Raw genomic sequence first — 19,487 nt, 5'->3', positions numbered from 1 at the left:
GCACCGCGACGGCGCGTCGCCACCCCACGGCCCGTAGCGGGCCACGACGTAGTACCGAGACGCGGGACGAGCCGCGTCCGACGACCCCGGAGGCACCACGATGTCCGGCCCTCAGACCACAGCCGACGCAGGCGTCGGCACCACCGGAGCCGGCGGCCCCGCACCGCGGCGCGAGGGGCGGCTGCGCGCAGCGGACTCCTCGCACGCGCGCGACTACGGGCCAGGCTTCTTCGTCAAGCTCGTGCTCATGGCCGTCGTCGACGCGCTCGGCGTCTACGTGGTCTGGTCCGCGTGGACCGAGGGGTCCTACGGCATCCTGGCCGCCTCGGTCGCGATGCTCGCCGCGGCGAACTGGGTCTACTTCTCGAAGCGCGCGCTGCCCCTGAAGTACATCCTCCCCGGCCTGGTCTTCCTGCTCGTCTACCAGATCTTCGTCGTCGGCTACACCGGCTACGTCGCCTTCACGAACTACGGCACCGGGCACAACGGCACCAAGGAGCAGGCGGTGGACGCGCTGCTCATCCAGAACGAGCGACGTGTCGAGGGCTCGCCGTCGTCCGCGCTGACCGTCGTCACCGACGGTGACGCGCTCGGGTTCGCGGTCGTCACCGAGGACGGCGACGTCGAGGTCGGGACGGCCGACCGCCCGCTCGAGGTCGCTGCCGACGCGACCGTCGAGGAGGGGCGCGCGACGGCGGTCCCGGGCTTCGAGGTCCTGCCCCGCGACCAGGTGCTCCAGCGGCAGGGCGAGGTGACCGACCTCCGCGTGCCCGTCTCCGACGACCCGGAGGACGGGTCGATCCGCACGACGGACGCCCGCACCGGCTACGTCTACACGTCCGCGCTCGAGTGGGACGCAGCGACGGACACGATGACGGACACGACGACCGGGCAGACGTACACCCCGAACGACGAGGGGCAGCTCGAGGCCCCCACGGGCGAGACCCTCGCCGTCGGCTGGCGGGTACCGGTCGGCTTCGACAACTTCGTCACGGCCTTCACCGACTCCCGCTACGCCGAGCCGTTCGTGAAGATCCTGCTGTGGACGGTCGTCTTCGCCGTGGTCTCGGTCGCCTCGACGTTCCTGCTCGGCCTGTTCCTCGCGATCGTCTTCAACGACACGCGCATGCGCGGGCGCAAGGTCTACCGGACGCTGATGATCCTGCCGTACGCGATCCCGGGGTTCCTCGCGGCGCTGCTGTGGTCCGGTCTGCTCAACACGCGCTTCGGCTTCGTCAACGACGTCCTGCTGGGTGGCGCGGAGATCCCGTGGCTCACCGACCCGTGGCTCGCGAAGCTCGCGGTCCTGGGCGTGAACCTCTGGCTCGGCTTCCCCTACATGTTCCTCATCTGCACCGGCGCCCTGCAGTCGCTGCCGGGCGACGTCATGGAGGCGGCGAAGATCGACGGCGCGGGGCGCTGGCGCACGTGGCGCGCGATCACGCTGCCGCTGCTGCTCATCGCGACGGCGCCGCTGCTCATCTCGTCGTTCGCCTTCAACTTCAACAACTTCACGCTCATCTACATGCTCACCGGGGGCGGGCCACGGTTCGCCGACGCGTCGGTGCCGCTGGGGCACACGGACATCCTCATCTCGATGGTGTACTCGATCTCCGGCGTCGACGGCTCGGCCGCGAAGGACTTCGGCCTCGCCAGCGCGCTCTCGATCGTCATCTTCCTGATCGTGGGGACGATCTCCGCGATCGCGTTCCGCAGCACCCGCAAGTTCGAGGAGATCAGCTGATGGCGACCACGCACACCTCCCTGGTCGTCGACGCCCCGGCGACGGGCCCCGCCGCGTCGCGGCACCGCATGAAGCCGGGCCGCTGGTTCTCCGAGCTGGGCTGGCGCCACGTCGTCGGTGTCATCGCGGTCGTCTACGCGGCGTTCCCCCTCGTGTACGTCCTGTCGGCCTCGCTGTCCGAGAACGGCACGCTCACCGGCTCGAACGAGCTGTTCGCCGAGGTGAGCACCACGAACTACGCCGAGCTCGGCACGACGATGTTCTGGACGTGGATGGCCAACACGCTCGTCATCGCGGTCGCGACGTCGGTCGGGACGGTCCTCATGGGCGCCGCGGCGGCGTACGCGTTCTCCCGGTTCCGCTTCGCGGGGCGCCGCGCGGGCCTCACGTCGCTGCTCATCGTGCAGATGTTCCCGCAGATGCTCGCGTTCGTCGCGATCTTCCTCCTGCTCCTCGGGCTGGGGAACGTCGTTCCCGTGCTCGGGCTGAACAGCAAGATCGCGCTCATCGCGGTGTACCTGGGCGGTGCCCTCGGCGTGAACACGTTCCTCATGTACGGGTTCTTCAACACCGTCCCGCGCGAGCTCGACGAGGCCGCCAAGATCGACGGCGCCACGCACAGCCAGATCTACTGGACGATCATCCTGCGCCTCGTCGCGCCGATCCTCGCGGTGGTCGCGCTGCTCTCGTTCATCAGCACGTTCGGCGAGTTCATCATCGCGCGCATCGTGCTCACGTCGGAGAGCAACTGGACGCTCGCGGTGGGCCTCTACGGGTGGGTGTCCTCGCTCAAGGAGGCGAACTGGGGCCTGTTCACGGCAGGCGCGGTCATCACCGCGCTGCCCGTCCTCGCGCTGTTCCTCTACCTGCAGAAGTACATCGTCGGCGGCCTGACCGCCGGCTCGGTGAAGGGCTGACCTCCTTGCACGACCTCGCCACGCCCGGCGCCCACCACGACGGCTCGGCGCTGTACGTCCCCGAGGGTGTGCCCTCCCTCGGGGACACGGTCCCGGTCCGCGTGCGGGTCCCGCACGCCGCCGGGGTGCGCGACGTGTGGCTGCGCACGGTGCGCGACGGCGAGCCCCGCCTCTCGCCCGCGCGGCTCGACCGCTCGGGCGAGCACGAGGACTGGTACGTCGCCGACGTGCTCGTGCACAACCCGGTGACGAGCTACCGCTTCTTCCTCGACGCGGGGCCGCGCGGCTACCGCTGGCTCAACGGGCAGGGCACCCGGGACCGCGACGTCCCCGACGCCGCGGACTTCCGCCTCACCGTCCACGAGGGTGCGCCCGCGTGGATGCGCGACGGCGTCGTCTACCAGGTCTTCCCGGACCGGTTCGCGCGGTCCGCCTCTGCCGACGGGCGTCCCCTGCCCGAGTGGGCCGTCCCCGCCGCGTGGGAGGACGAGCCGCACGGCTCGGGACCCGACGTCGGGACGCAGTACTACGGCGGCGACCTCGCCGGGATCGAGGAGCGGCTCGACCACCTCGTCGAGCTCGGCGTCACGACGCTCTACACGACGCCCGTGTTCCCCGGCCGCTCCAACCACCGCTACGACGCGAGCACGTTCGACCACGTCGACCCGCTGCTCGGGGGCGACGAGGCCTACGCGTCGCTGGTCCGGGCCGCGCACGCGCGCGGGCTGCGCGTCATGGGCGACCTCACGACCAACCACACGGGCGCCGGGCACGAGTGGTTCGCCCGGGCGCTCGCGGACCCGGGCGCGCCGGAACGTGACTTCTACTACTGGACCGACTCCGAGCCCGGCTACGTGGGCTGGCTCGAGCACGCGTCGCTGCCCAAGCTGTCCTACGGCTCGGCCGAGCTCGGTGCGCGCATGATCGACGGACCGGGATCCGTCGTCGGGCGCTACCTGGGCGAGCCGTTCGGGCTCGACGGCTGGCGCATCGACGTCGCGAACATGACCGGCCGCTTCGGTGCGGAGGACCGCACGCACGAGGTCGCGCGCCGCCTGCGCTCCACGATGCAGGGCATCAACCCGGAGGCGGCGCTCGTCGCGGAGCACTTCCACGACGCCTCGGGCGACCTCGCCGGCGACGGCTGGCACGCGAACATGAACTACTCCGCCTTCACGCGCCCGGCCTGGACGTGGCTGTCGCCGGCGGACTCGGCGGTCCCGTACCTCGGGCTGCCGGTGCGCACGCCGCGGCGCGGCGGCCGCGACGTCGTCGCGACGATGCGCGAGTTCGACGCCGTGCTGCCGTGGCGCGTCACGGCGTCGCAGTGGAACATGCTCGGCTCGCACGACACCCCGCGCCTGCGGTCGATCGTCGGCTCGCGGGAGATGGTCGAGGTCGCGGCGACGCTGCTGCTCACCTACCCGGGCACGCCGGTCGTGTTCGCGGGCGACGAGGTGGGGCTCACGGGCCTCAACGGCGAGCACGGGCGCGCGACGATGCCGTGGGACGACGCCGCGGGCGGGGGCCGCTGGGACGGCGCCACGTTCGACCTGTACCGCGCGCTGATCGCCGTGCGCCGCGGCTCGGACGCCCTCCGGCACGGCGGCCTGCGCTGGGTCCACGTCGACGACGACGCCCTGGTGTACCTGCGTGAGACGCCGACCGAGCGCGTGCTCGTAGCACTCGCGCGAGCGCCCTGGGACGGCGTCACGCTGCACCCCGCGCTCGTCGGGGGGCCCGAGGTCGAGCGGCTGCACGGCACCCTGGACCTCGCCCGGCGCGACGGCGCATGGCGGCTCGCAGGCGACGGACCGGCCGTCGGGGTCTGGCGTCTGGGCTGAGCGTGCTCAGGCGAAGAGGTGCGCGACCGTGCGCACCGCCTCGTCGTACTGGGCGCGGTCGAACGTGAAGGGCCCGAGCCCCGCGTAGTCCCACTCCGGCCGGAACGGCTGGGTCGGGTCGCGCCAGGTGACGGTCGACGCGCCGGCGTCGACGGTCACCTCGAACGGCCAGCACCCCGCCTCGTGACAGTCGCACGCGAGCACCCACGCCCGACCGCCGGACGGTACCCGTCCGCGTCCGTACCACTGGTGCGCAGCGTCGCCGTAGCGGAAGAACTCGGGCACGAGGCCGCCGTAGGCGCCTGCGGGGGAGTAGCCGCACGCCGACTCGAACCGCCCGACGAGCTCGACGAGGGATCGTCCGTCGACGTACGGCACGACCTCGACCAGGCCGTCGGTGGTGACGACCCGCAGCTCGAGCGCGTGCGCTGCACCCATGGCCGCGAGGCTACGCCCGCGTCGCGTCGTTCGCCGTCCGCCGCGGCGCGTTCCGTGGGCCGTGTGGCAGGATCGCGCCGTGACCGTCGAGCGACTCGCGATCCTCTCGGACGTCCACGGCAACCTGTCCGCGTTCGAGGCCGTCGTCGCCGACGCCCGTGCCCGGGGCGTGACGACGTTCGTCAACCTCGGCGACATGGTCGGCAAGGGTCCGCGCGGGCGGGCGGTCGTCGACCGTTGTCGCGACGTGTGCGCGGTGAACGTCCGGGGAAACTGGGAGGACTTCCTGCCCGGCATATCCGACGACGGGCTGCCCGAGCACGTGTGGTGGCGTGGTGAGCTGCGCGAGGACCAGCGTGCGTGGTTCGCGACCCTCCCGCTGAGCCACGACCTGCTGCTCAGCGGGCGACGTGTGCGCCTCTTCCACGCCTCGGCCCGGTCCGTGCACACCAAGGTGCACTTCCACCACACGCCCGAGGAGTTCGCGGGCATGTTCGTGACGACCGACCTCACCGGCCCGGGGCCGGAGCCGACCGTCGTCGGGTACGGCGACGTCCACGACGCCTACGTCGAGACCTACCGGGGCCGGACCCTGTTCAACGTCGGCAGCGTCGGCAACCCGCTCGACGAGCCCACGCCGGTCTACGCGATCCTCGAGGGCGTGCCGGGCTCGCCCGAGCCGGCGCCGTTCTCGCTCCAGCACGTGCGCGTCCCGTACGACGTCGACGCGGAGATCGCCGTCGCGTACGACCTCGCCATGCCGCAGGCCGACGCGTGGGCGGGCGAGCTGCGCACCGGCGTCTACCGGGGCCTCGCCGACATCGCCTGACCCGCGACCGGGATCAGGCGCCGGTGAGACGGGCGGTGAGCGCCGCGCGCTGCCGCGCGAGCGCCGCCTCCCGGGCCTCGAGCTCGGCGGCGCGCTCGAGGAGACGCGACCGCAGCGCGGGACACATCTCGAGCCAGGGCTCCGTGCCCCGCGCGCAGGGCAGGTTTCGGCGGGCGTCCGCGTAGCAGCGCAGCGCGCGACGGCTGACCCCCGTCCGCTGCGAGAGCTCCCCGATCAGCACGGCTCTCCTCGTGTCGCCTCGTCTTGACCCTCACGCCGACGTGACCCTCTACGGTCGTGGCATGACACAGACAACGCCGACCGGGCCGGTCCATTCCCGTTTCGATCCCGAGCGCGTCCTCGTCGTGCCCGGCTTCGGTGCCACGCCTGACGACCACTGGTTCCGCTGGCTCGCCGACGAGCTCGGCGCCGAGGGCGTCGCGACCGAGGTCGTGCGCCTGCCGGAACCGGACGCTCCCGTCGCCGCAGCATGGGAGGCGACGGTGGGGGACGCGCTCGGGGCTCCCGACGAGCGGACGTGGGTCGTGGCCCACTCCCTGGGGAGCATCACGGCGCTGCGCGTCCTCGCGGGGCTCGCGCGGCCGTGGTCCCTCGGCGGTCTCGTGCTCGTCTCGGGCTTCGCCGGCCAGCTCGCGTCGCTGCCGTCGCTCGTCGAGTACCTCGCCGACGACGTGGACGCCGAACGGATCGCCTCGCAGATCGCGACCCGGGTCGTCGTGCGGTCCGACGACGACCAGATCGTCCCTCCTGCGGCGTCGGACGACCTCGCACGGCGCCTCCGGGCCGACGTGGTCACCGTTCCGGGCGCAGGGCACTTCATCGCGTCCGACGGTGCGACGAGCCTGCCGGTGGTCCGCGACGTGGTGCTGGGCGGTGTGCCGAGCAGGAGGAGCGCGCGTCCCGTCGCGTGAGACGGCGGTCGCTACGCTGACCGGGTGCAGACGTTCGAGCAGGAGGCGTTCGACCCCGCGGTCGTGGGGTCCGGGCCGCGCCCCGCGCGCGGCGAGGAGGGCACGGCGTCGTACTCGGACGCCGACACGGAGCGGTGGTTCGTCGAGTCCCCCAAGTCGAAGGCGCGCACGCCGTTCGAGCGCGACCGCGCGCGCATCGTGCACTCCTCCGCGCTGCGGCGCCTCGGCGCCAAGACGCAGGTGCTCGGGCCGGGCAGCGACGACTTCGTGCGCACGCGCCTGACGCACACGCTCGAGGTCGCCCAGGTGGGGCGCGAGATCGGCAAGGCGCTCGGGTGCGATCCGGACATCGTCGACACCGCGTGCCTCGCGCACGACCTCGGCCACCCGCCGTTCGGCCACAACGGCGAGCGGGCGCTCGCCGACCTCGCGGTGGACATCGGCGGGTTCGAGGGCAACGCCCAGACCTTGCGCCTGCTCACGCGCCTCGACCCGAAGGTGGTCGACTCCGAGGGGCGCTCGTACGGGCTCAACCTCACGCGCGCGAGCCTCGACGCGAGCGTGAAGTACCCGTGGGGCGCGGGGGAGGCCCCGCTGCGCGCGGACGGGCGACCGACGCACAAGTTCGGCGTGTACGAGGACGACCGCCCGGTGTTCGACTGGCTGCGCGCGGGCGCGCCGTCCCAGGTCAAGTGTCTCGAGGCGCAGGTCATGGACCTCGCCGACGACGTCTCCTACTCCGTGCACGACGTCGAGGACGCGATCGTCGGCGGCCGGATCGAGCTCGCCGTGCTCGACGACGCCGACGAGCGCGCCCGCGTCGTGCGCGCCGTCCGCTCGTGGTACGGCACCGCCTACGACGAGGCCGCTCTCGACGCGGCGATCACCCGGCTCCAGTCGACCGGCCACCTCGTCGCCGGGTTCGACGGGTCGCGCCGCGCGCTGGCGGCGCTCAAGGACGCGACGAGCCAGCTCATCGGCCGGTTCACCGGCGCGGCGCAGGACGCGACGCGTTCCCTCTACGGCGACGGGCCGCTCACGCGGTACGCCGCGCGGCTCGTCGTGCCGGACGAGACGGTCGCCGAGATCCTCGTGCTCAAGGGCGTCGCCGTCGCGTACGTCATGGCGCCGCGCGAGCAGGAGCCGCTCTACCAGCGGCAGCGCGAGGTGATCGCCGACCTCGTGCACGTCCTGTCCGAGCGGGCGCCGATCGCGCTCGAGCCGTCGTTCGCGGCCGACTGGGAGGCCGCGGCCGACGACGCCGCGCGGCTGCGCGTCGTCGTCGACCAGGTCGCCTCGCTCACGGACGTCTCCGCGATGCAGGTCCACGCGCGCCTGGTACGCCCGCCGGCCTGAGCCTCTGAGCGCTCGCGTGCGCCACCGCGCTCAGGCGTCCGTGCGCTCGCTCATCCACGCGTCGCTCGCACGCTGGACGTCCTCGGCGGTCACCGAGGGGTCGACCGTCGTGAAGAACCAGCGGTGCCCGAACGGGTCGCGCACGGCGGCCTGGCGGAACCCGTCGAACCAGTCGGACGGTTCCGTGATGCTCGACGCGCCCGCGGCGGTCGCGCGGGCGTACGCCGCGTCGGTGTCGTCGACCGGGACGGTGAACGACGCGTGCGTCGGCGCTCCTGGCACGGGGGCGACCGAGTCCGGCGGGAACGCCTCGGCGACGGTGAAGGTCGACACCCCCGCGGCCGAGCGGAGCCGCAGGTCCGAGTGGATCACGACGTCGCCCGCCGTGATGGTGTCGACGACCTCCGCGCCGAGCGCGGCCTCGTAGAACGCGATCGCCTCGCGCGCGCCGCTCACCGTGACGTTGGGGTGCAGTGCCGACATCTCCATGGTTCCTCCTCGATCTCGCGTGGCGGGCCCGTGCCCGCGACACCATGCTCGTGTCGGTCGGCCGTGCCAGTCTTGGAGGAATGCGACACGTGTTCGAACCGAGCCGGCCTGCGGACGACGTCGTGCGTCGTCGCCCGACGACGTCCGTGCGCGGTCTCGTCGACCCCGCCGCCGCGCGGCGAGGGTTCGAGCTTGTCCGCATCGAGCCTGCGCCCGACCTCGCCGACCTCGTCGAGCGGCACTGGGTCGTGCGCTGGGGCCTGGCGCCCGGGGAGTCGTTCACCCAGGTGCTCGTGCCGCACCCCGTGGCGAACGTCGTGGCCGAGGAGTCGGGGTACGTCGCGCACGGCGTCCCGCCCGGGCTCTTCGAGCGCACGCTGACCGGCTCGGGCGCCGTCGTCGGGACCAAGCTGCGCCCGGGCGCGTTCCGCGTGCTCCTCGGACGCCCGGACGCCGTGCGGCGGGGCGTCCGTGTCCCGGCCGGGGACTTCCTCGGCCCGACGGCGGAGCGCACCGGCGCGACCGCCGTCGCCCTCGCGGCGGGGGGAGACGACGAGGAGGCCGCCGCGCTCGTCGAGCCGCTGCTGCGTGCCCGCGCGGCGCGGGCGCGCACGGAGCGCACGGCCCGCGACCTCGACCGGATCGCGACGGTCTTCGCCACGCTCGTGAGCGGCGACGTCGGGCCCGGGGCGGGCGTGGGCACGCTGGCCGACGCCGCGGCCACGTCGACGCGTTCGCTCCAGCGGCTCTTCGCGGCCTACGTCGGCGTGAGCCCCAAGTGGGTGCTGCAACGCCACCGGGTCCATCTCGCGGCCGACCTGATCGCGGCGGACCCGGAGCAGGACCTCGCGGCCCTCGCGACCGCCGTCGGGTACTACGACCAGGCGCACCTCGGGACCGACTTCGCGCGTGCCACCGGGACGACCCCGGCCGCCTACGCACGCCGGTGCGCCGCGTCGGGCGTCGTCCACGGGGCGCCCGCCGGACCCTCCGTGGGCGCATAGACTCGCTGTCGTGGCTGGCCTGATCCGACGCGAGGACGTGGACGCCGTCCGCGACCGCGCGCGGATCGACGAGATCGTCTCGGCGCACGTCACCCTCAAGTCGGCGGGCGTCGGATCGCTCAAGGGCCTGTGCCCCTTCCACGACGAGCGCTCCCCGTCGTTCCACGTGCGCCCGGGCGTCGGGCGCTGGCACTGCTTCGGGTGCGGCGAGGGCGGCGACGTCATCTCGTTCGTGCAGAAGATCGATGGCCTCACGTTCACCGAGGCCGTCGAGTACCTCGCCGACCGCGTGGGCATCCAGCTCCGCTACGAGGAGTCGGGCTCGGGCGGAGGAGGCCCGCGGCAGCGCGAGGAGCCCGGGAAGCGCCAGCGGCTGCTCGAGGCGCACCGCGTCGCGGCGCAGTACTTCTCCGAGCAGCTCGTCGGCCCCGGTGCGGCCGCCGCGCGGACGTTCCTCGCCGAGCGCAGCTTCGAGCGCGCCGACGCGGAGCACTTCGGCGTCGGCTACGCGCCCACCGGCTGGGACAACCTCCAGCGGCACCTCCAGGGGCGGGGCTTCACGCAGGCCGAGCTGATCGCCTCGGGGCTCATGAGCCAGGGCCAGCGCGGCATCTACGACCGGTTCCGCGGCCGCCTCGTGTGGCCCATCCGCGACGTGACGGGCGAGATCGTCGGGTTCGGCGCACGCCGCCTCTACGACGAGGACCAAGGCCCGAAGTACCTCAACACCCCGGAGACGGTGCTCTACAAGAAGTCGCACGTGCTCTACGGCATCGACCTCGCCAAGCGCGAGATCGCGAAGCAGAAGCGCGTCGTCGTGGTCGAGGGGTACACGGACGTCATGGCGGCCCACCTGTCGGGGGTGACGACCGCCGTCGCGACGTGCGGGACGGCGTTCGGCTCCGACCACGCCCGCATCGTGCGCAGGCTCCTCGGCGACACGACCGCGGGCGGCGGAATGCAGCTCGCGTCGGGCGCGTCCGTCGGGGGCGAGGTCGTCTTCACGTTCGACGGCGACGCGGCGGGCCAGAAGGCCGCGGTGCGCGCGTTCGGCGAGGACCAGCGCTTCTACGCGCAGACGTTCGTCGCCGTCGAACCGAGCGGCATGGACCCGTGCGAGCTGCGCATGGCACGCGGGCCGGAGGGCGTCCGCGCGCTCGTCGACGGTCGGCAGCCCTTGTTCGAGTTCGTCATCCGCACGACGCTCGCGACGTTCGACCTCGACACCGCGGAGGGCCGCGTCGGGGCGCTCCGAGCCGCCGCGCCGGTCGTCGCAGGCATCCGCGACGCCGCCCTGCGTCCCGAGTACGCCCGGATGCTCGCCGGCTGGATCGGCATGGACGCCGAGCGCGTCCGTCGAGAGGTCGCGGCCGCGGCGAAGCGGGGTGCGCCCGGTCCGGTGCGCACGTCGCGGCCCGGCGACGTCCGTCAGGGGAGCGTCGACGCGTCGCCCGGGTCGGTCCCCACCGAGCCCGCGCTCCCCGCGCCCGACCCCCGCGACCCGGTCGCGCGGCGCGAGCGTCTCGCCCTCGTCGCGGTGCTCCAGTACCCGCGCTTCGTGCCTGCGGTGTTCGACGAGCTCGGCGAGGACGCGTTCGCAGTCCCCGCGTGGCGAGCCGTGCACGCCGCGGTCCGGGCCGCCGGGGGAGTGAGCGAGGGCAAGGTCCTCGGTGACGGGCACTGGGTCGAGGCAGTCGTCGAACAGGCGGCCGAGCCCGTGCGCGGGCTGGTGACCGAGCTCGCGGTCGCGCCGCTGCCCGAGGACCGGGAGAACGTCGTCGCCGGATATGTCGCGGGCGTCGTGCGCGGCCTCGTCGACCTGGGCCTCACCCGGCGGATCGCCGACGCGAAGAGCCGCCTGCAGCGCCTCGATCCCGCGGGCGACCTGCCCGCCTACCAGGCGGCGTTCGCCGCCCTGCTCGCCCTCGAGGCCGAGCGCCGCACCCTGCGCGAGGGCGAGATCGCCTGATCCTCAGTCCGTGCTCACGGGCTGTGCCGCCGCGTCTGCCACTGCCACCCGTCGCTCTCGGGCGGCCTGCCGGTCGGCCGGCATGAGCGCCGCCAGCACGACGAGCGCGGCGGCGCTCACGGTCAGCACGAGGAACACGACGTGGATCGCCGTCATGAGACCGGGCCCGGACGGCGTGCCGTCGGGCCCGAGGGTGGTGCTCGCGTTGACGATCGCGCCGCACACCGCGACGCCCACCGCGGAGCCGAGGGACCGCGCGAACATGTTCGTCCCCGTGACCGCACCGCGCTCGGTGAAGGCCGCCGACGACTGCGCGGCGATGAGCGTGGGGACGGCCGTCAGCCCCATACCGACCCCGACGACGAAGCACGTCGCCGCCACGGCGACGACGGACGACGTCGCGCCCAGCAGGAGCATGAGAGCCGTGCCCACGAGGACGAGCACGGACCCCAGCACCGCGGTGAGGCGGAAGCCGATGCGCAGGTACAGCCGCCCGGCGTTGGACGCCGAGATGGGCCACCCGACCGTCATGGCCGCGAGCGCGAACCCGGCCACGAGCGGTCCGACGCCGAGGACGCCCTGGGCGTAGATCGGGACGTAGCTGGACAGCGCGAGCACGATCACCCCGACGAGGAGCGAGACCGCCGTCGAGACGCCGACGACGCGCCGCCGCAGGATCGTCAGGTCGACGACGGGGTACGTCGTCCGGCGGCCATGGAGCGCGAAGACGCCGAGGAGAACGACGGCGGAGGAGAGGATCGCGATCGACGCAGGCGAGTCCCATGCCCAGGTGGAGCCGCCCTCGAGCAGCCCGAGCAGGAGCAGCGTGCTGCCGGCCGTGAGCAGGGCGGCGCCCCGGTAGTCGATCGGCTCGCGGGCACCCTCGCGCGGCGTCTCGTGGTAGCGGCGCACCAGCATCCAGACGGCGACCGCGCACAGCGGCACGTTGACGAAGAAGATCCAGCGCCAGCTCACGAACTCCGAGAACACGCCCCCGAGCGTCGGTCCCACGACCGACGAGATCGCCCACACCGACGCGAGGTAGCCCTGCGCCTTCGCGCGCTCCTCGAGCGTGTAGATGTCCGCGGCGATCGTCTGCGAGACCGGCATCACGGCGCCGGCGCCGAGCCCCTGCAGCACCCGCCCGGCGACGAGCGCCGGCATCGACCACGCCGCCCCGCACAGCACCGACCCCAGGAAGAACAGCCCGACACCTGCCAGCATGAGGCGCTTGCGCCCGAGCACGTCCGCGAGCCGGCCGAACACCGGCGTCCCGACGGCCTGCGCGAGCAGATAGCTGGAGAAGAGCCAGGGGAGCTGCTCGAACCCGCCGAGCTGGCGGGCGATCGTCGCGGACGCCGTCGCGATGATCGTCGCGTCGAGCGCGACGAGCGCGGTCGACAGCATGAGCGCGAGGAGCACCGGGCCGCGCTCGGAGCGCAGACCGATCCCGGCCGTGGACGTCGTGGTCACGCACGGTGAAAGCCCCGGGCAACGGTCCGGTATTCCCGATCGTCGCGCCCGTCGCGCGAAGCGGGAGACGACGAAGCCCCTGACCTGCTGTCGCAGGACCAGGGGCTCGGTCTGAGGGCTCCCGCGGTAGGACTTGAACCTACGACCGTCCGATTAACAGTCGGATGCTCTGCCAGCTGAGCTACGCGGGATCGATCATGGCTGTCACGGCGTTCACCGTGGCGACCGGGGAAAACTCTAGCAGGCTCAGAGGGGTAGTCCGGACGCCGATCGCACCCGCTCCTCGGCGGCGTCGACCCGGGCCGTCACCTCGGGATCCGTCAGGTCCACCCCGGGGTCCGCGACGACCTGCGAGAAGAGGCCGCCCGTGGCGTCACGACGGACCGCGACCCGCGCCGTGCGCCCTGCGGTGAACGTCACGGTCTCGGCCAGGACCACGGACGACTGCACGCGCTCGCGCAGGGTCTGGGCGAGCGACGTGCGCCGGGCGTCGGCGAGGGGCAGGGTCAGCGCCGGGGCACCGTCGACCCACCGGACTGTGATCGTGCCTGTCTCGGGCGCGTACGACGCGCGGTCGACGTCGGACCACGGGCGGCGAGAGACCGCGCCGCCCGTGGCGTCGCTCGTCACGAGCGCCGCGCGCGTCGCGACCGCCCACGAGCCGTCGACGAGCTCGGCGGACGCGAGGATGCGGTCGTCGGCCGGCACGTCGAGCGCACGTCGGACCGCGTCGGGGAGGGCTGGGCGACGGAACCAGGGCACGTCCCCACCGTAGCGGCTCGGCACGTGCACGCCGGGCGTGGAACATGGTGGCGATATGCTCACCGCGCGCCCCGTTAGCTCAGCTGGTCAGAGCAGGAGACTCATAATCTCTCGGTCGCGGGTTCAAGTCCTGCACGGGGCACCAGGCCGCGCACCGGATGCGCAAGGTGCGCTCACGGCGTGTCATGGGCTCATGGTGGTCCGCATCAAGCGTGTCTACGACCCGGCCGACGACGGCGACGGGTTCCGGGTGCTCGTCGACCGGTTGTGGCCGCGCGGCGTGAGCAAGGAACGGGCGCGCGTCGACCTGTGGCTCAAGGAGGTGGCGCCGTCCACGGAGCTCCGGCAGTGGTTCCACCACGAGGAACGGCTGTTCGAGGAGTTCGCCGCGAGGTACCGGGCCGAGCTCGACGCGAACGGCGAGGCGGTCGCGGAGCTGCGCGACGTCGTCGGGCAGCACGAGGTCGTGACGCTCGTGTACGGCGCCACGGACGAGGAGCACAACCAGGCGGTCGTGCTGCGCGACCACCTCGCGGCGCCCTCCTGAGGTTCCCCCGGTGAGTCCGGTGCTGCGCCCGCGCGCCGTCAGGCGCCCGAGGACTCGAACCCGGTCGCGCGGATCGGCCGCGCCGGGACGCCCGCGACGATCGTGTCGGCCGGGACGTCCTTGGTGACGACCGCCCCCGCGCCGACGATCGCGCCGTCGCCGATCGTCACACCGGGCACGATCGTCGCAGCGGCGCCGATCCAGACCTTGCGGCCGATCACGACGGGCGCCGGGATCATGTCCGCGCGACGGGCGGGGTCGACCGCGTGGTTCAGCGTGACCACGGTGGTCCCGTGGCCGACGAGCGTCCCGTCCCCGATCGTGATGCCGCCCGCGTCCTGGAAGCGGCACCCCATGTTGATGAAGACGTCGCGGCCGAGGACGAGGTTCTTCCCGAACTCGCACGAGAACGGCGGGAAGAGCGTCACCGACTCGTCGACGGCACGTCCTGTGAGCCGCGACAGCAGAGCACGCACCTCGTCCGGGGTGCGATACCCGGCGTTGAGCTCCGCGGTGGTCCGCAGCGCCTCCTGGGCCGTGCCGTGCAGGAAGGCGTGCTGCTCCGAGCCGCCTTCGATGACGGCGCCGCGGCGGACGTGGTCGAGGAACTGCTGCAGCTCCATCACCGCTCCTGTCGTCGGGGTGTCGTGCGGGAGGTGTCGGCGTCCCGTGCTGCGGCATCGGGGGGTACGTCGGCGGGGGCGGGGTCGGCCGACCACGAGGCGAGCAGGCGCAGGCGCTCGGCCGAGGGCGAGCCCGGTTCGGCCGTGTAGACCAGGAGTACCTGACCCGGCTCCGCGGTGATGGCCAGCTCCTCGTACGCCAGGGTGAGGTCGCCGACCACGGGGTGGTGGAACCGCTTGGTCCCGGCGCCGTGCGTCCGGACGTCGTGCGCGCCCCACAGGCGGCGGAACGTCTCGCTGCGCGTGGACAGCTCGCCCACGAGGTCCTGCAGGCCCTTGTCGTGCGGGTCGCGACCGGCCTCGGCGCGCATGATCGCCACGCACATCTCGGCGAACAGGTCCCAGTCGGGGTAGAAGTCCCGCGCCGCGGGGTCGAGGAACTGGAACCGGGCGAGGTTCGGCGTGCGGCCGCCGTCGCCGAAGACGGGGGAGTAGAAGGCGCGGCCGAGCGCGTTGGTCGCGAGCAGGTCCTGCCGCGGGTCGCGCACGAACGCGATTCCGTCGGTGATCGCGGACAGCGCCCACTGCAGGCTCGGTCGCGGGGCCGACGAGCGGGTCGCGCGGCGGCGCGTCCGGCCTGACGACGGGATGCCGTCCGCGGCTCGTGCCAGGTCGAGCAGGTGCGCGCGCTCGGTGTCGTCGAGCTGCAGCGCCCGCGCCACGGCGTCCAGGACGGACGCCGACGCGCCGGCGATCGCCCCGCGCTCGAGCTTGGCGTAGTACTCCACGCTCACGCCGGCGAGCATCGCGACCTCGCTGCGCCGCAGGCCCGGGACGCGCCGGTTGGCCCCGCCGACGACGCCGGCCGCCTCGGGGCTCACCTTCGCGCGCCGCGACATGAGGAACTCGCGCACGTCCGCTCGGTTGTCCATGGTCACGACGGTAGGCCAGGCGGTGGCGGCGTGGGAGTCCGTGCGGAGGGGTGCACTGCCGGTACACCCCTCACCAGGCACTCCCCGCCGGGCGAGATCCCGCGCACGATGGGAGCACCGACCCGAGAAGGAGAACCTCATGCGTGGTGTGATCATGCACGGACCCGGCGACGTGCGCGTCGAGGAGCGCGACGACCCGACGATCGTCGACCCCACTGACGCGGTCATCCGGCTGGCCGCGACCTGCATCTGCGGGTCCGACCTGTGGCCGTACCGCGGAGCCGACCAGGTGGACCACGCGAAGATGGGCCACGAGTACGTCGGCGTGGTCGAGGAGGTCGGGGCGGAGGTGACCACCGTCAAGCCCGGTGACTTCGTCGTCGGATCGTTCGTCATCTCGGACGGCACCTGCGAGATCTGCCGCTCCGGTTTTCCGTCCAGCTGCGTGCACCGTGTCTTCGTCGACGGCGCCATCGGCACCCAGGCCGAGAAGGCGCGCATCCCCTTCGCCGACGGCACCCTCGTGGCCACCCCGGGTCAGCCCGACGCCGACCTCGTCCCGCACCTGCTCGCCGCGTCGGACGTCCTCGGCACCGGCTGGTTCGCCGCCGTGGCCGCGCAGGCCGGCCCCGGCAGGACGGTCGCGGTCGTCGGCGACGGCGCCGTGGGCCTCATGGGGGTCCTCGCCGCCAAGCAGCTCGGTGCCGAGCGCATCATCGCGATGTCCCGGCACGAGGACCGCCAGGACCTCGCCCGGCACTTCGGCGCGACCGACGTCGTGACCGAGCGCGGCGACGCGGGCGTCGCACGGATCAAGGAGCTCACCGACGGGCTCGGGGCCCACTCGGTGATCGAGGCCGTCGGCACGCAGGAGTCGATGGTCCAGGCCATCGGCGCGACACGGCCCGGCGGGAACGTCGGCTTCGTCGGCGTCACCCACGACGTCGAGCTGCCCGGGGAGCTGCTCTTCTTCTCCCAGGTGCAGATCCTCGGCGGTCCTGCCCCGGTCCGCCGCTTCCTGCCCGAGCTGATCCAGCTCATCTGGGACCGGAAGATCGACCCCGGCAAGGTCTTCGACCTCACCCTGCCCCTCGAGCAGGCCGCCGAGGGCTACCGGGCGATGGACGAGCGCCGCGCCACCAAGGTGCTGCTCACGCTCTGACCGTCCAGCCGGACCACCCGCGACGTCTCGTACCGATCGGGTGGTCCGGCCCGGCCCGTAGGAGACGACCGATGCGACACCTGACAGCCAGCGTGGCAGTGCCAGTGGCAATGGCGGTGGCCGTGGTCCTCACGGTAGGGGAGACCACGCTGCAGGGACGGCTGTGGGACAACGCGGCCGCGCGCGACCTGACCGCTCGGCTGCCGCTGACCCTCTCGTTCAGCGAGTACGGAGGTGTGGAGAAGACGGCCCCCCTCGACCCGCCGCTGACCATGGACGGCATGGCCGACGGTGACGACCCGAGCCCGAGCGAGATCGGCTGGTACGAACCGACCTCCCAGCTGGTCCTCTACCACGGCGACGTGGGCTACTGGAACGGAATCGCCAGGGTCGGCACCTTCGACGGCCGCGGGATCGAGCTGCTCGCCCGCGGACCCGACGAGGTCACCGTGACGATCGCGCGGGCCGACGGCTGACGGCGCCGCGACATGTCCGCCGCCGCGCGAGCGGCGCATCCCGTACGACGAAGGAGGAAGCTCATGAAGATCACCCAGAGCGGCGGCCGGACCGGTGCCGGCCCCGAGGACTGGTTCACCGGCACCGTGTACATCGACGGTATCCGCGACCCCGACGCACAGTCCGCGGTGGGTTGCGCCCACGTCCGGTTCGCGCCCGGCGCCCGGACCGCCTGGCACAGCCACCCGCGGGGGCAGACGCTCTACGTCACGGACGGCATCGGCTACGTCGCCCGTCGCGGCGGCGAGGTGCACGAGGTCAGGCCCGGCGACGTCGTCTACGTCGAGCCCGGCGAGGAGCACTGGCACGGAGCGAGCGCGCACCGGTTCATGGCGCACGTCGCGATCCAGGAGGCGGACGAAGCGGGCCAGGTGGTGACGTGGCTGGACCACGTGACCGACGAGGAGTACGGCGGCCGCTGACGGGGCAGCTCGTCCATGGCGGGTCGGCGGGCCGGGCGGACGTCGCCTCGACGCCGCACCGGTTCTGCGCGCGTGGACGGCCGCCGTCTGGCAGGGTGTGCGAGCCGGAGAACCCGGCGGCGCGAGGGGCGGCGTCCTGATCACGAGGAGGACACGTGGCATCGAACGTGAGCTCGGCCGGCAAGGCAGCGGCGCGAGGCGTGCGGCAGAGCAAGACACTGGAGCTCCTTGCGCGAGGCGGCTACGTGGTGAGCGGCATCCTGCACCTCGTCGTCGGGGTTCTGGCCGTGCAGGTGGCGCTCGGCGCGGCGTCCAGCCAGGACGCCGACCAGACGGGCGCCCTCGAGGCGATCGCGCAGACCCCGGGCGGGACGGTGCTCCTGTGGTTCGCCGTGGTCGCGTTCGCCGCGCTGGGCCTGTGGCAGGTCACGGTCGCCGTGACCGGTGGTCTGGAGACCTCGGACCGGCTCAAGGCCGCCGGCAAGGCGATCGTCTACGTCGCACTCGGGGTGCTCGCGGTCCAGGTCGTCTCCGGGGCGTCGAGCGGCTCCGGGCAGGAGGAGAGCCTCACCGCCACGATCATGCAGAAGCCGGGCGGGACGCTGCTCGTCGGGGCGGTCGGGGTAGGGATCGTCGTCGCGGGCGTCTACCACGTCGTGAAGGGGTGGCGGAAGAAGTTCCTCGAGGACCTGCGCGGGGGGACGAGCGGCCACGTGGGCCGCGCCGTCGTGCACCTCGGTCGGGTGGGGTACATCGCCAAGGGCGTCGCGCTGGGCGTGCTCGGCGGACTCTTCGTCGCCGCTGCGGTGCAGCACGACCCGCAGCAGGCCGGTGGGCTCGACGCAGCTTTCGCCACGGTCGCCGAGCAGCCCTTCGGCGTCGCTCTCCTCGTCGCCGTCGGCCTGGGCTTCGCTGCCTACGGCCTGTACTCGTTCGCCCGGGCACGGTACGCGCGCATGTGACGTGCGCCCCGACGCCGCCCCGGGGGACCTGCCCGGGGCGGCGCGGCTCACCCGCATGGAAGAATGGCGAGCATGGCGATGAGAGAGATCCGGACCATCCCGGACCCCGTGCTCCGCACCCCCTGCGACGAGATCACCACCATCGACGACCGCGTGCGCTCGCTCGTCGCGGACCTCGTCGAGACCGTCGACCACGAGGGTCGTGCGGGTCTCGCCGCCAACCAGATCGGCGTGAACCTGCGCGCGTTCTCCTGGAACATCGACGACGAGATCGGTTACGTCCTCAACCCCCGCATCGTCGAGCTGTCCGACGACTACCAGGACGGCGACGAGGGCTGCCTCTCCGTGCCGGACCTCTGGTACCCGACGCGCCGTGCCTGGTACGCGCGCGTCGTGGGGACGGACCTGGACGGGAACGAGGTCGTCGTCGAGGGCACCGAGCTCATGGCGCGCTGCCTGCAGCACGAGTGCGACCACCTCGACGGGATGCTGTACCTGGACCGGCTCGACCGTTCGGTGCGCAAGAAGGCGATGCGGGAGCTGCGCGCCCAGCTCTGACGCTGCGC

Annotated in this window: 21 protein-coding genes and 2 tRNA genes; 15 read left to right on the top strand and 8 right to left on the bottom strand. The window is 73.0% G+C overall.

Annotated features, from left to right (window positions below; genetic code table 11):
* Nucleotides 1–100: 100 nt before the first annotated feature.
* The 3 genes from ACMXGY_RS13130 to ACMXGY_RS13120 are packed head-to-tail and all read left to right on the top strand — an operon-like array spanning nucleotide 101 to nucleotide 4,505.
* The gene (locus ACMXGY_RS13130; protein ID WP_483773434.1) at nucleotides 101–1,744 is read left to right on the top strand and encodes an ABC transporter permease subunit; all 1,644 of its coding nucleotides are present in this window, start codon (nucleotides 101–103) and stop codon (nucleotides 1,742–1,744) included.
* Nucleotides 1,744–2,661, top strand: a complete 918-nt coding sequence (locus tag ACMXGY_RS13125) for a sugar ABC transporter permease (protein ID WP_483773433.1) — start codon at nucleotides 1,744–1,746, stop codon at nucleotides 2,659–2,661. The genes ACMXGY_RS13130 and ACMXGY_RS13125 overlap by 1 nt, the downstream gene beginning before the upstream one ends.
* A gap of 5 nt (nucleotides 2,662–2,666) precedes the next feature.
* Entirely contained in the window at nucleotides 2,667–4,505 is a 1,839-nt protein-coding gene (locus tag ACMXGY_RS13120; protein WP_483773432.1) for a glycoside hydrolase family 13 protein, read from the top strand.
* Between the two features lie 6 nt (nucleotides 4,506–4,511).
* Here ACMXGY_RS13120 and ACMXGY_RS13115 read toward each other — a convergent pair whose 3' ends face one another.
* On the bottom strand, nucleotides 4,512–4,943 hold the full coding sequence (locus ACMXGY_RS13115; protein ID WP_483773431.1) for a hypothetical protein: 432 nt from the start codon (nucleotides 4,941–4,943) through the stop codon (nucleotides 4,512–4,514).
* Nucleotides 4,944–5,022: 79 nt separating this feature from the next.
* Between ACMXGY_RS13115 and ACMXGY_RS13110 the strand changes: the two genes are divergently transcribed.
* The gene (locus tag ACMXGY_RS13110; RefSeq protein WP_483773430.1) at nucleotides 5,023–5,772 is read left to right on the top strand and encodes a metallophosphoesterase family protein; all 750 of its coding nucleotides are present in this window, start codon (nucleotides 5,023–5,025) and stop codon (nucleotides 5,770–5,772) included.
* Nucleotides 5,773–5,785: 13 nt separating this feature from the next.
* Here the strand turns inward: ACMXGY_RS13110 and ACMXGY_RS13105 are convergent, their stop codons facing one another.
* A complete protein-coding gene (locus ACMXGY_RS13105) occupies nucleotides 5,786–6,013 on the bottom strand; it encodes a MerR family transcriptional regulator (protein WP_483773429.1) in 228 nt (75 codons plus the stop codon).
* Between the two features lie 61 nt (nucleotides 6,014–6,074).
* Here ACMXGY_RS13105 and ACMXGY_RS13100 point away from each other — a divergent pair, with 61 nt between their 5' ends.
* Nucleotides 6,075–6,704, top strand: a complete 630-nt coding sequence (locus ACMXGY_RS13100) for an RBBP9/YdeN family alpha/beta hydrolase (protein WP_483773428.1) — start codon at nucleotides 6,075–6,077, stop codon at nucleotides 6,702–6,704.
* Nucleotides 6,705–6,767: 63 nt separating this feature from the next.
* Nucleotides 6,768–8,060 (top strand): deoxyguanosinetriphosphate triphosphohydrolase, encoded by a 1,293-nt coding sequence (locus ACMXGY_RS13095; protein ID WP_483776862.1) that lies wholly within the window; start codon nucleotides 6,768–6,770, stop codon nucleotides 8,058–8,060.
* Between the two features lie 30 nt (nucleotides 8,061–8,090).
* Here ACMXGY_RS13095 and ACMXGY_RS13090 read toward each other — a convergent pair whose 3' ends face one another.
* Nucleotides 8,091–8,549: a VOC family protein gene (locus ACMXGY_RS13090; protein WP_483773427.1), complete on the bottom strand. Its 459-nt coding sequence runs from the start codon at nucleotides 8,547–8,549 to the stop codon at nucleotides 8,091–8,093.
* Nucleotides 8,550–8,638: 89 nt separating this feature from the next.
* Between ACMXGY_RS13090 and ACMXGY_RS13085 the strand changes: the two genes are divergently transcribed.
* Nucleotides 8,639–9,553: a helix-turn-helix domain-containing protein gene (locus tag ACMXGY_RS13085; RefSeq protein WP_483773426.1), complete on the top strand. Its 915-nt coding sequence runs from the start codon at nucleotides 8,639–8,641 to the stop codon at nucleotides 9,551–9,553.
* A 10-nt stretch (nucleotides 9,554–9,563) separates the two neighbouring features.
* On the top strand, nucleotides 9,564–11,522 hold the full coding sequence (dnaG, locus tag ACMXGY_RS13080; RefSeq protein WP_483773425.1) for a DNA primase: 1,959 nt from the start codon (nucleotides 9,564–9,566) through the stop codon (nucleotides 11,520–11,522).
* A 3-nt stretch (nucleotides 11,523–11,525) separates the two neighbouring features.
* Here the strand turns inward: dnaG and ACMXGY_RS13075 are convergent, their stop codons facing one another.
* The 3 genes from ACMXGY_RS13075 to ACMXGY_RS13065 form a co-directional block, all read right to left on the bottom strand.
* Entirely contained in the window at nucleotides 11,526–12,995 is a 1,470-nt protein-coding gene (locus ACMXGY_RS13075; RefSeq protein WP_483773424.1) for an MDR family MFS transporter, read from the bottom strand.
* A gap of 118 nt (nucleotides 12,996–13,113) precedes the next feature.
* A tRNA-Asn gene (locus tag ACMXGY_RS13070) sits at nucleotides 13,114–13,186 on the bottom strand.
* A gap of 55 nt (nucleotides 13,187–13,241) precedes the next feature.
* A complete protein-coding gene (locus tag ACMXGY_RS13065) occupies nucleotides 13,242–13,757 on the bottom strand; it encodes a hypothetical protein (RefSeq protein WP_483773423.1) in 516 nt (171 codons plus the stop codon).
* Between the two features lie 68 nt (nucleotides 13,758–13,825).
* Here ACMXGY_RS13065 and ACMXGY_RS13060 point away from each other — a divergent pair.
* Nucleotides 13,826–13,902, top strand: a tRNA-Ile gene (locus ACMXGY_RS13060).
* 48 nt (nucleotides 13,903–13,950) lie between these two features.
* Entirely contained in the window at nucleotides 13,951–14,304 is a 354-nt protein-coding gene (locus tag ACMXGY_RS13055; RefSeq protein ID WP_483773422.1) for a DUF488 domain-containing protein, read from the top strand.
* Between the two features lie 38 nt (nucleotides 14,305–14,342).
* Here the strand turns inward: ACMXGY_RS13055 and ACMXGY_RS13050 are convergent, their stop codons facing one another.
* Nucleotides 14,343–14,927 (bottom strand): sugar O-acetyltransferase, encoded by a 585-nt coding sequence (locus ACMXGY_RS13050; protein ID WP_483773421.1) that lies wholly within the window; start codon nucleotides 14,925–14,927, stop codon nucleotides 14,343–14,345.
* Nucleotides 14,927–15,859: a helix-turn-helix transcriptional regulator gene (locus ACMXGY_RS13045; RefSeq protein ID WP_483773420.1), complete on the bottom strand. Its 933-nt coding sequence runs from the start codon at nucleotides 15,857–15,859 to the stop codon at nucleotides 14,927–14,929. The genes ACMXGY_RS13050 and ACMXGY_RS13045 overlap by 1 nt, the downstream gene beginning before the upstream one ends.
* A 139-nt stretch (nucleotides 15,860–15,998) precedes the next feature.
* Here ACMXGY_RS13045 and ACMXGY_RS13040 point away from each other — a divergent pair, with 139 nt between their 5' ends.
* The 5 genes from ACMXGY_RS13040 to def all read left to right on the top strand — a co-directional run bounded on the left by ACMXGY_RS13040 (nucleotide 15,999) and on the right by def (nucleotide 19,479).
* Nucleotides 15,999–17,021, top strand: coding sequence for a zinc-dependent alcohol dehydrogenase family protein (locus ACMXGY_RS13040; protein ID WP_483773419.1), 1,023 nt, complete (start codon nucleotides 15,999–16,001; stop codon nucleotides 17,019–17,021).
* Between the two features lie 71 nt (nucleotides 17,022–17,092).
* Nucleotides 17,093–17,497, top strand: a complete 405-nt coding sequence (locus ACMXGY_RS13035) for a cyclophilin-like fold protein (protein WP_483773418.1) — start codon at nucleotides 17,093–17,095, stop codon at nucleotides 17,495–17,497.
* A 63-nt stretch (nucleotides 17,498–17,560) separates the two neighbouring features.
* Nucleotides 17,561–17,959 carry a (R)-mandelonitrile lyase gene (locus ACMXGY_RS13030; RefSeq protein WP_483773417.1) on the top strand — a complete coding sequence of 133 codons (399 nt, stop codon included), beginning with the start codon at nucleotides 17,561–17,563 and terminating at the stop codon, nucleotides 17,957–17,959.
* Nucleotides 17,960–18,114: 155 nt separating this feature from the next.
* Nucleotides 18,115–18,921 carry a DUF1206 domain-containing protein gene (locus tag ACMXGY_RS13025; protein WP_483773416.1) on the top strand — a complete coding sequence of 269 codons (807 nt, stop codon included), beginning with the start codon at nucleotides 18,115–18,117 and terminating at the stop codon, nucleotides 18,919–18,921.
* 72 nt (nucleotides 18,922–18,993) lie between these two features.
* Complete coding sequence (gene def / locus ACMXGY_RS13020; RefSeq protein WP_483773415.1) at nucleotides 18,994–19,479, top strand: peptide deformylase; 486 nt, start codon at nucleotides 18,994–18,996, stop codon at nucleotides 19,477–19,479.
* Nucleotides 19,480–19,487 lie beyond the last annotated feature (8 nt).

The sequence above is a fragment of the Cellulosimicrobium sp. G4 BAM 1002 genome (assembly GCF_057126935.1).
Note: the sequence above shows the minus strand (reverse complement) of the source record. Positions and strands in the feature narration are given on the sequence as shown.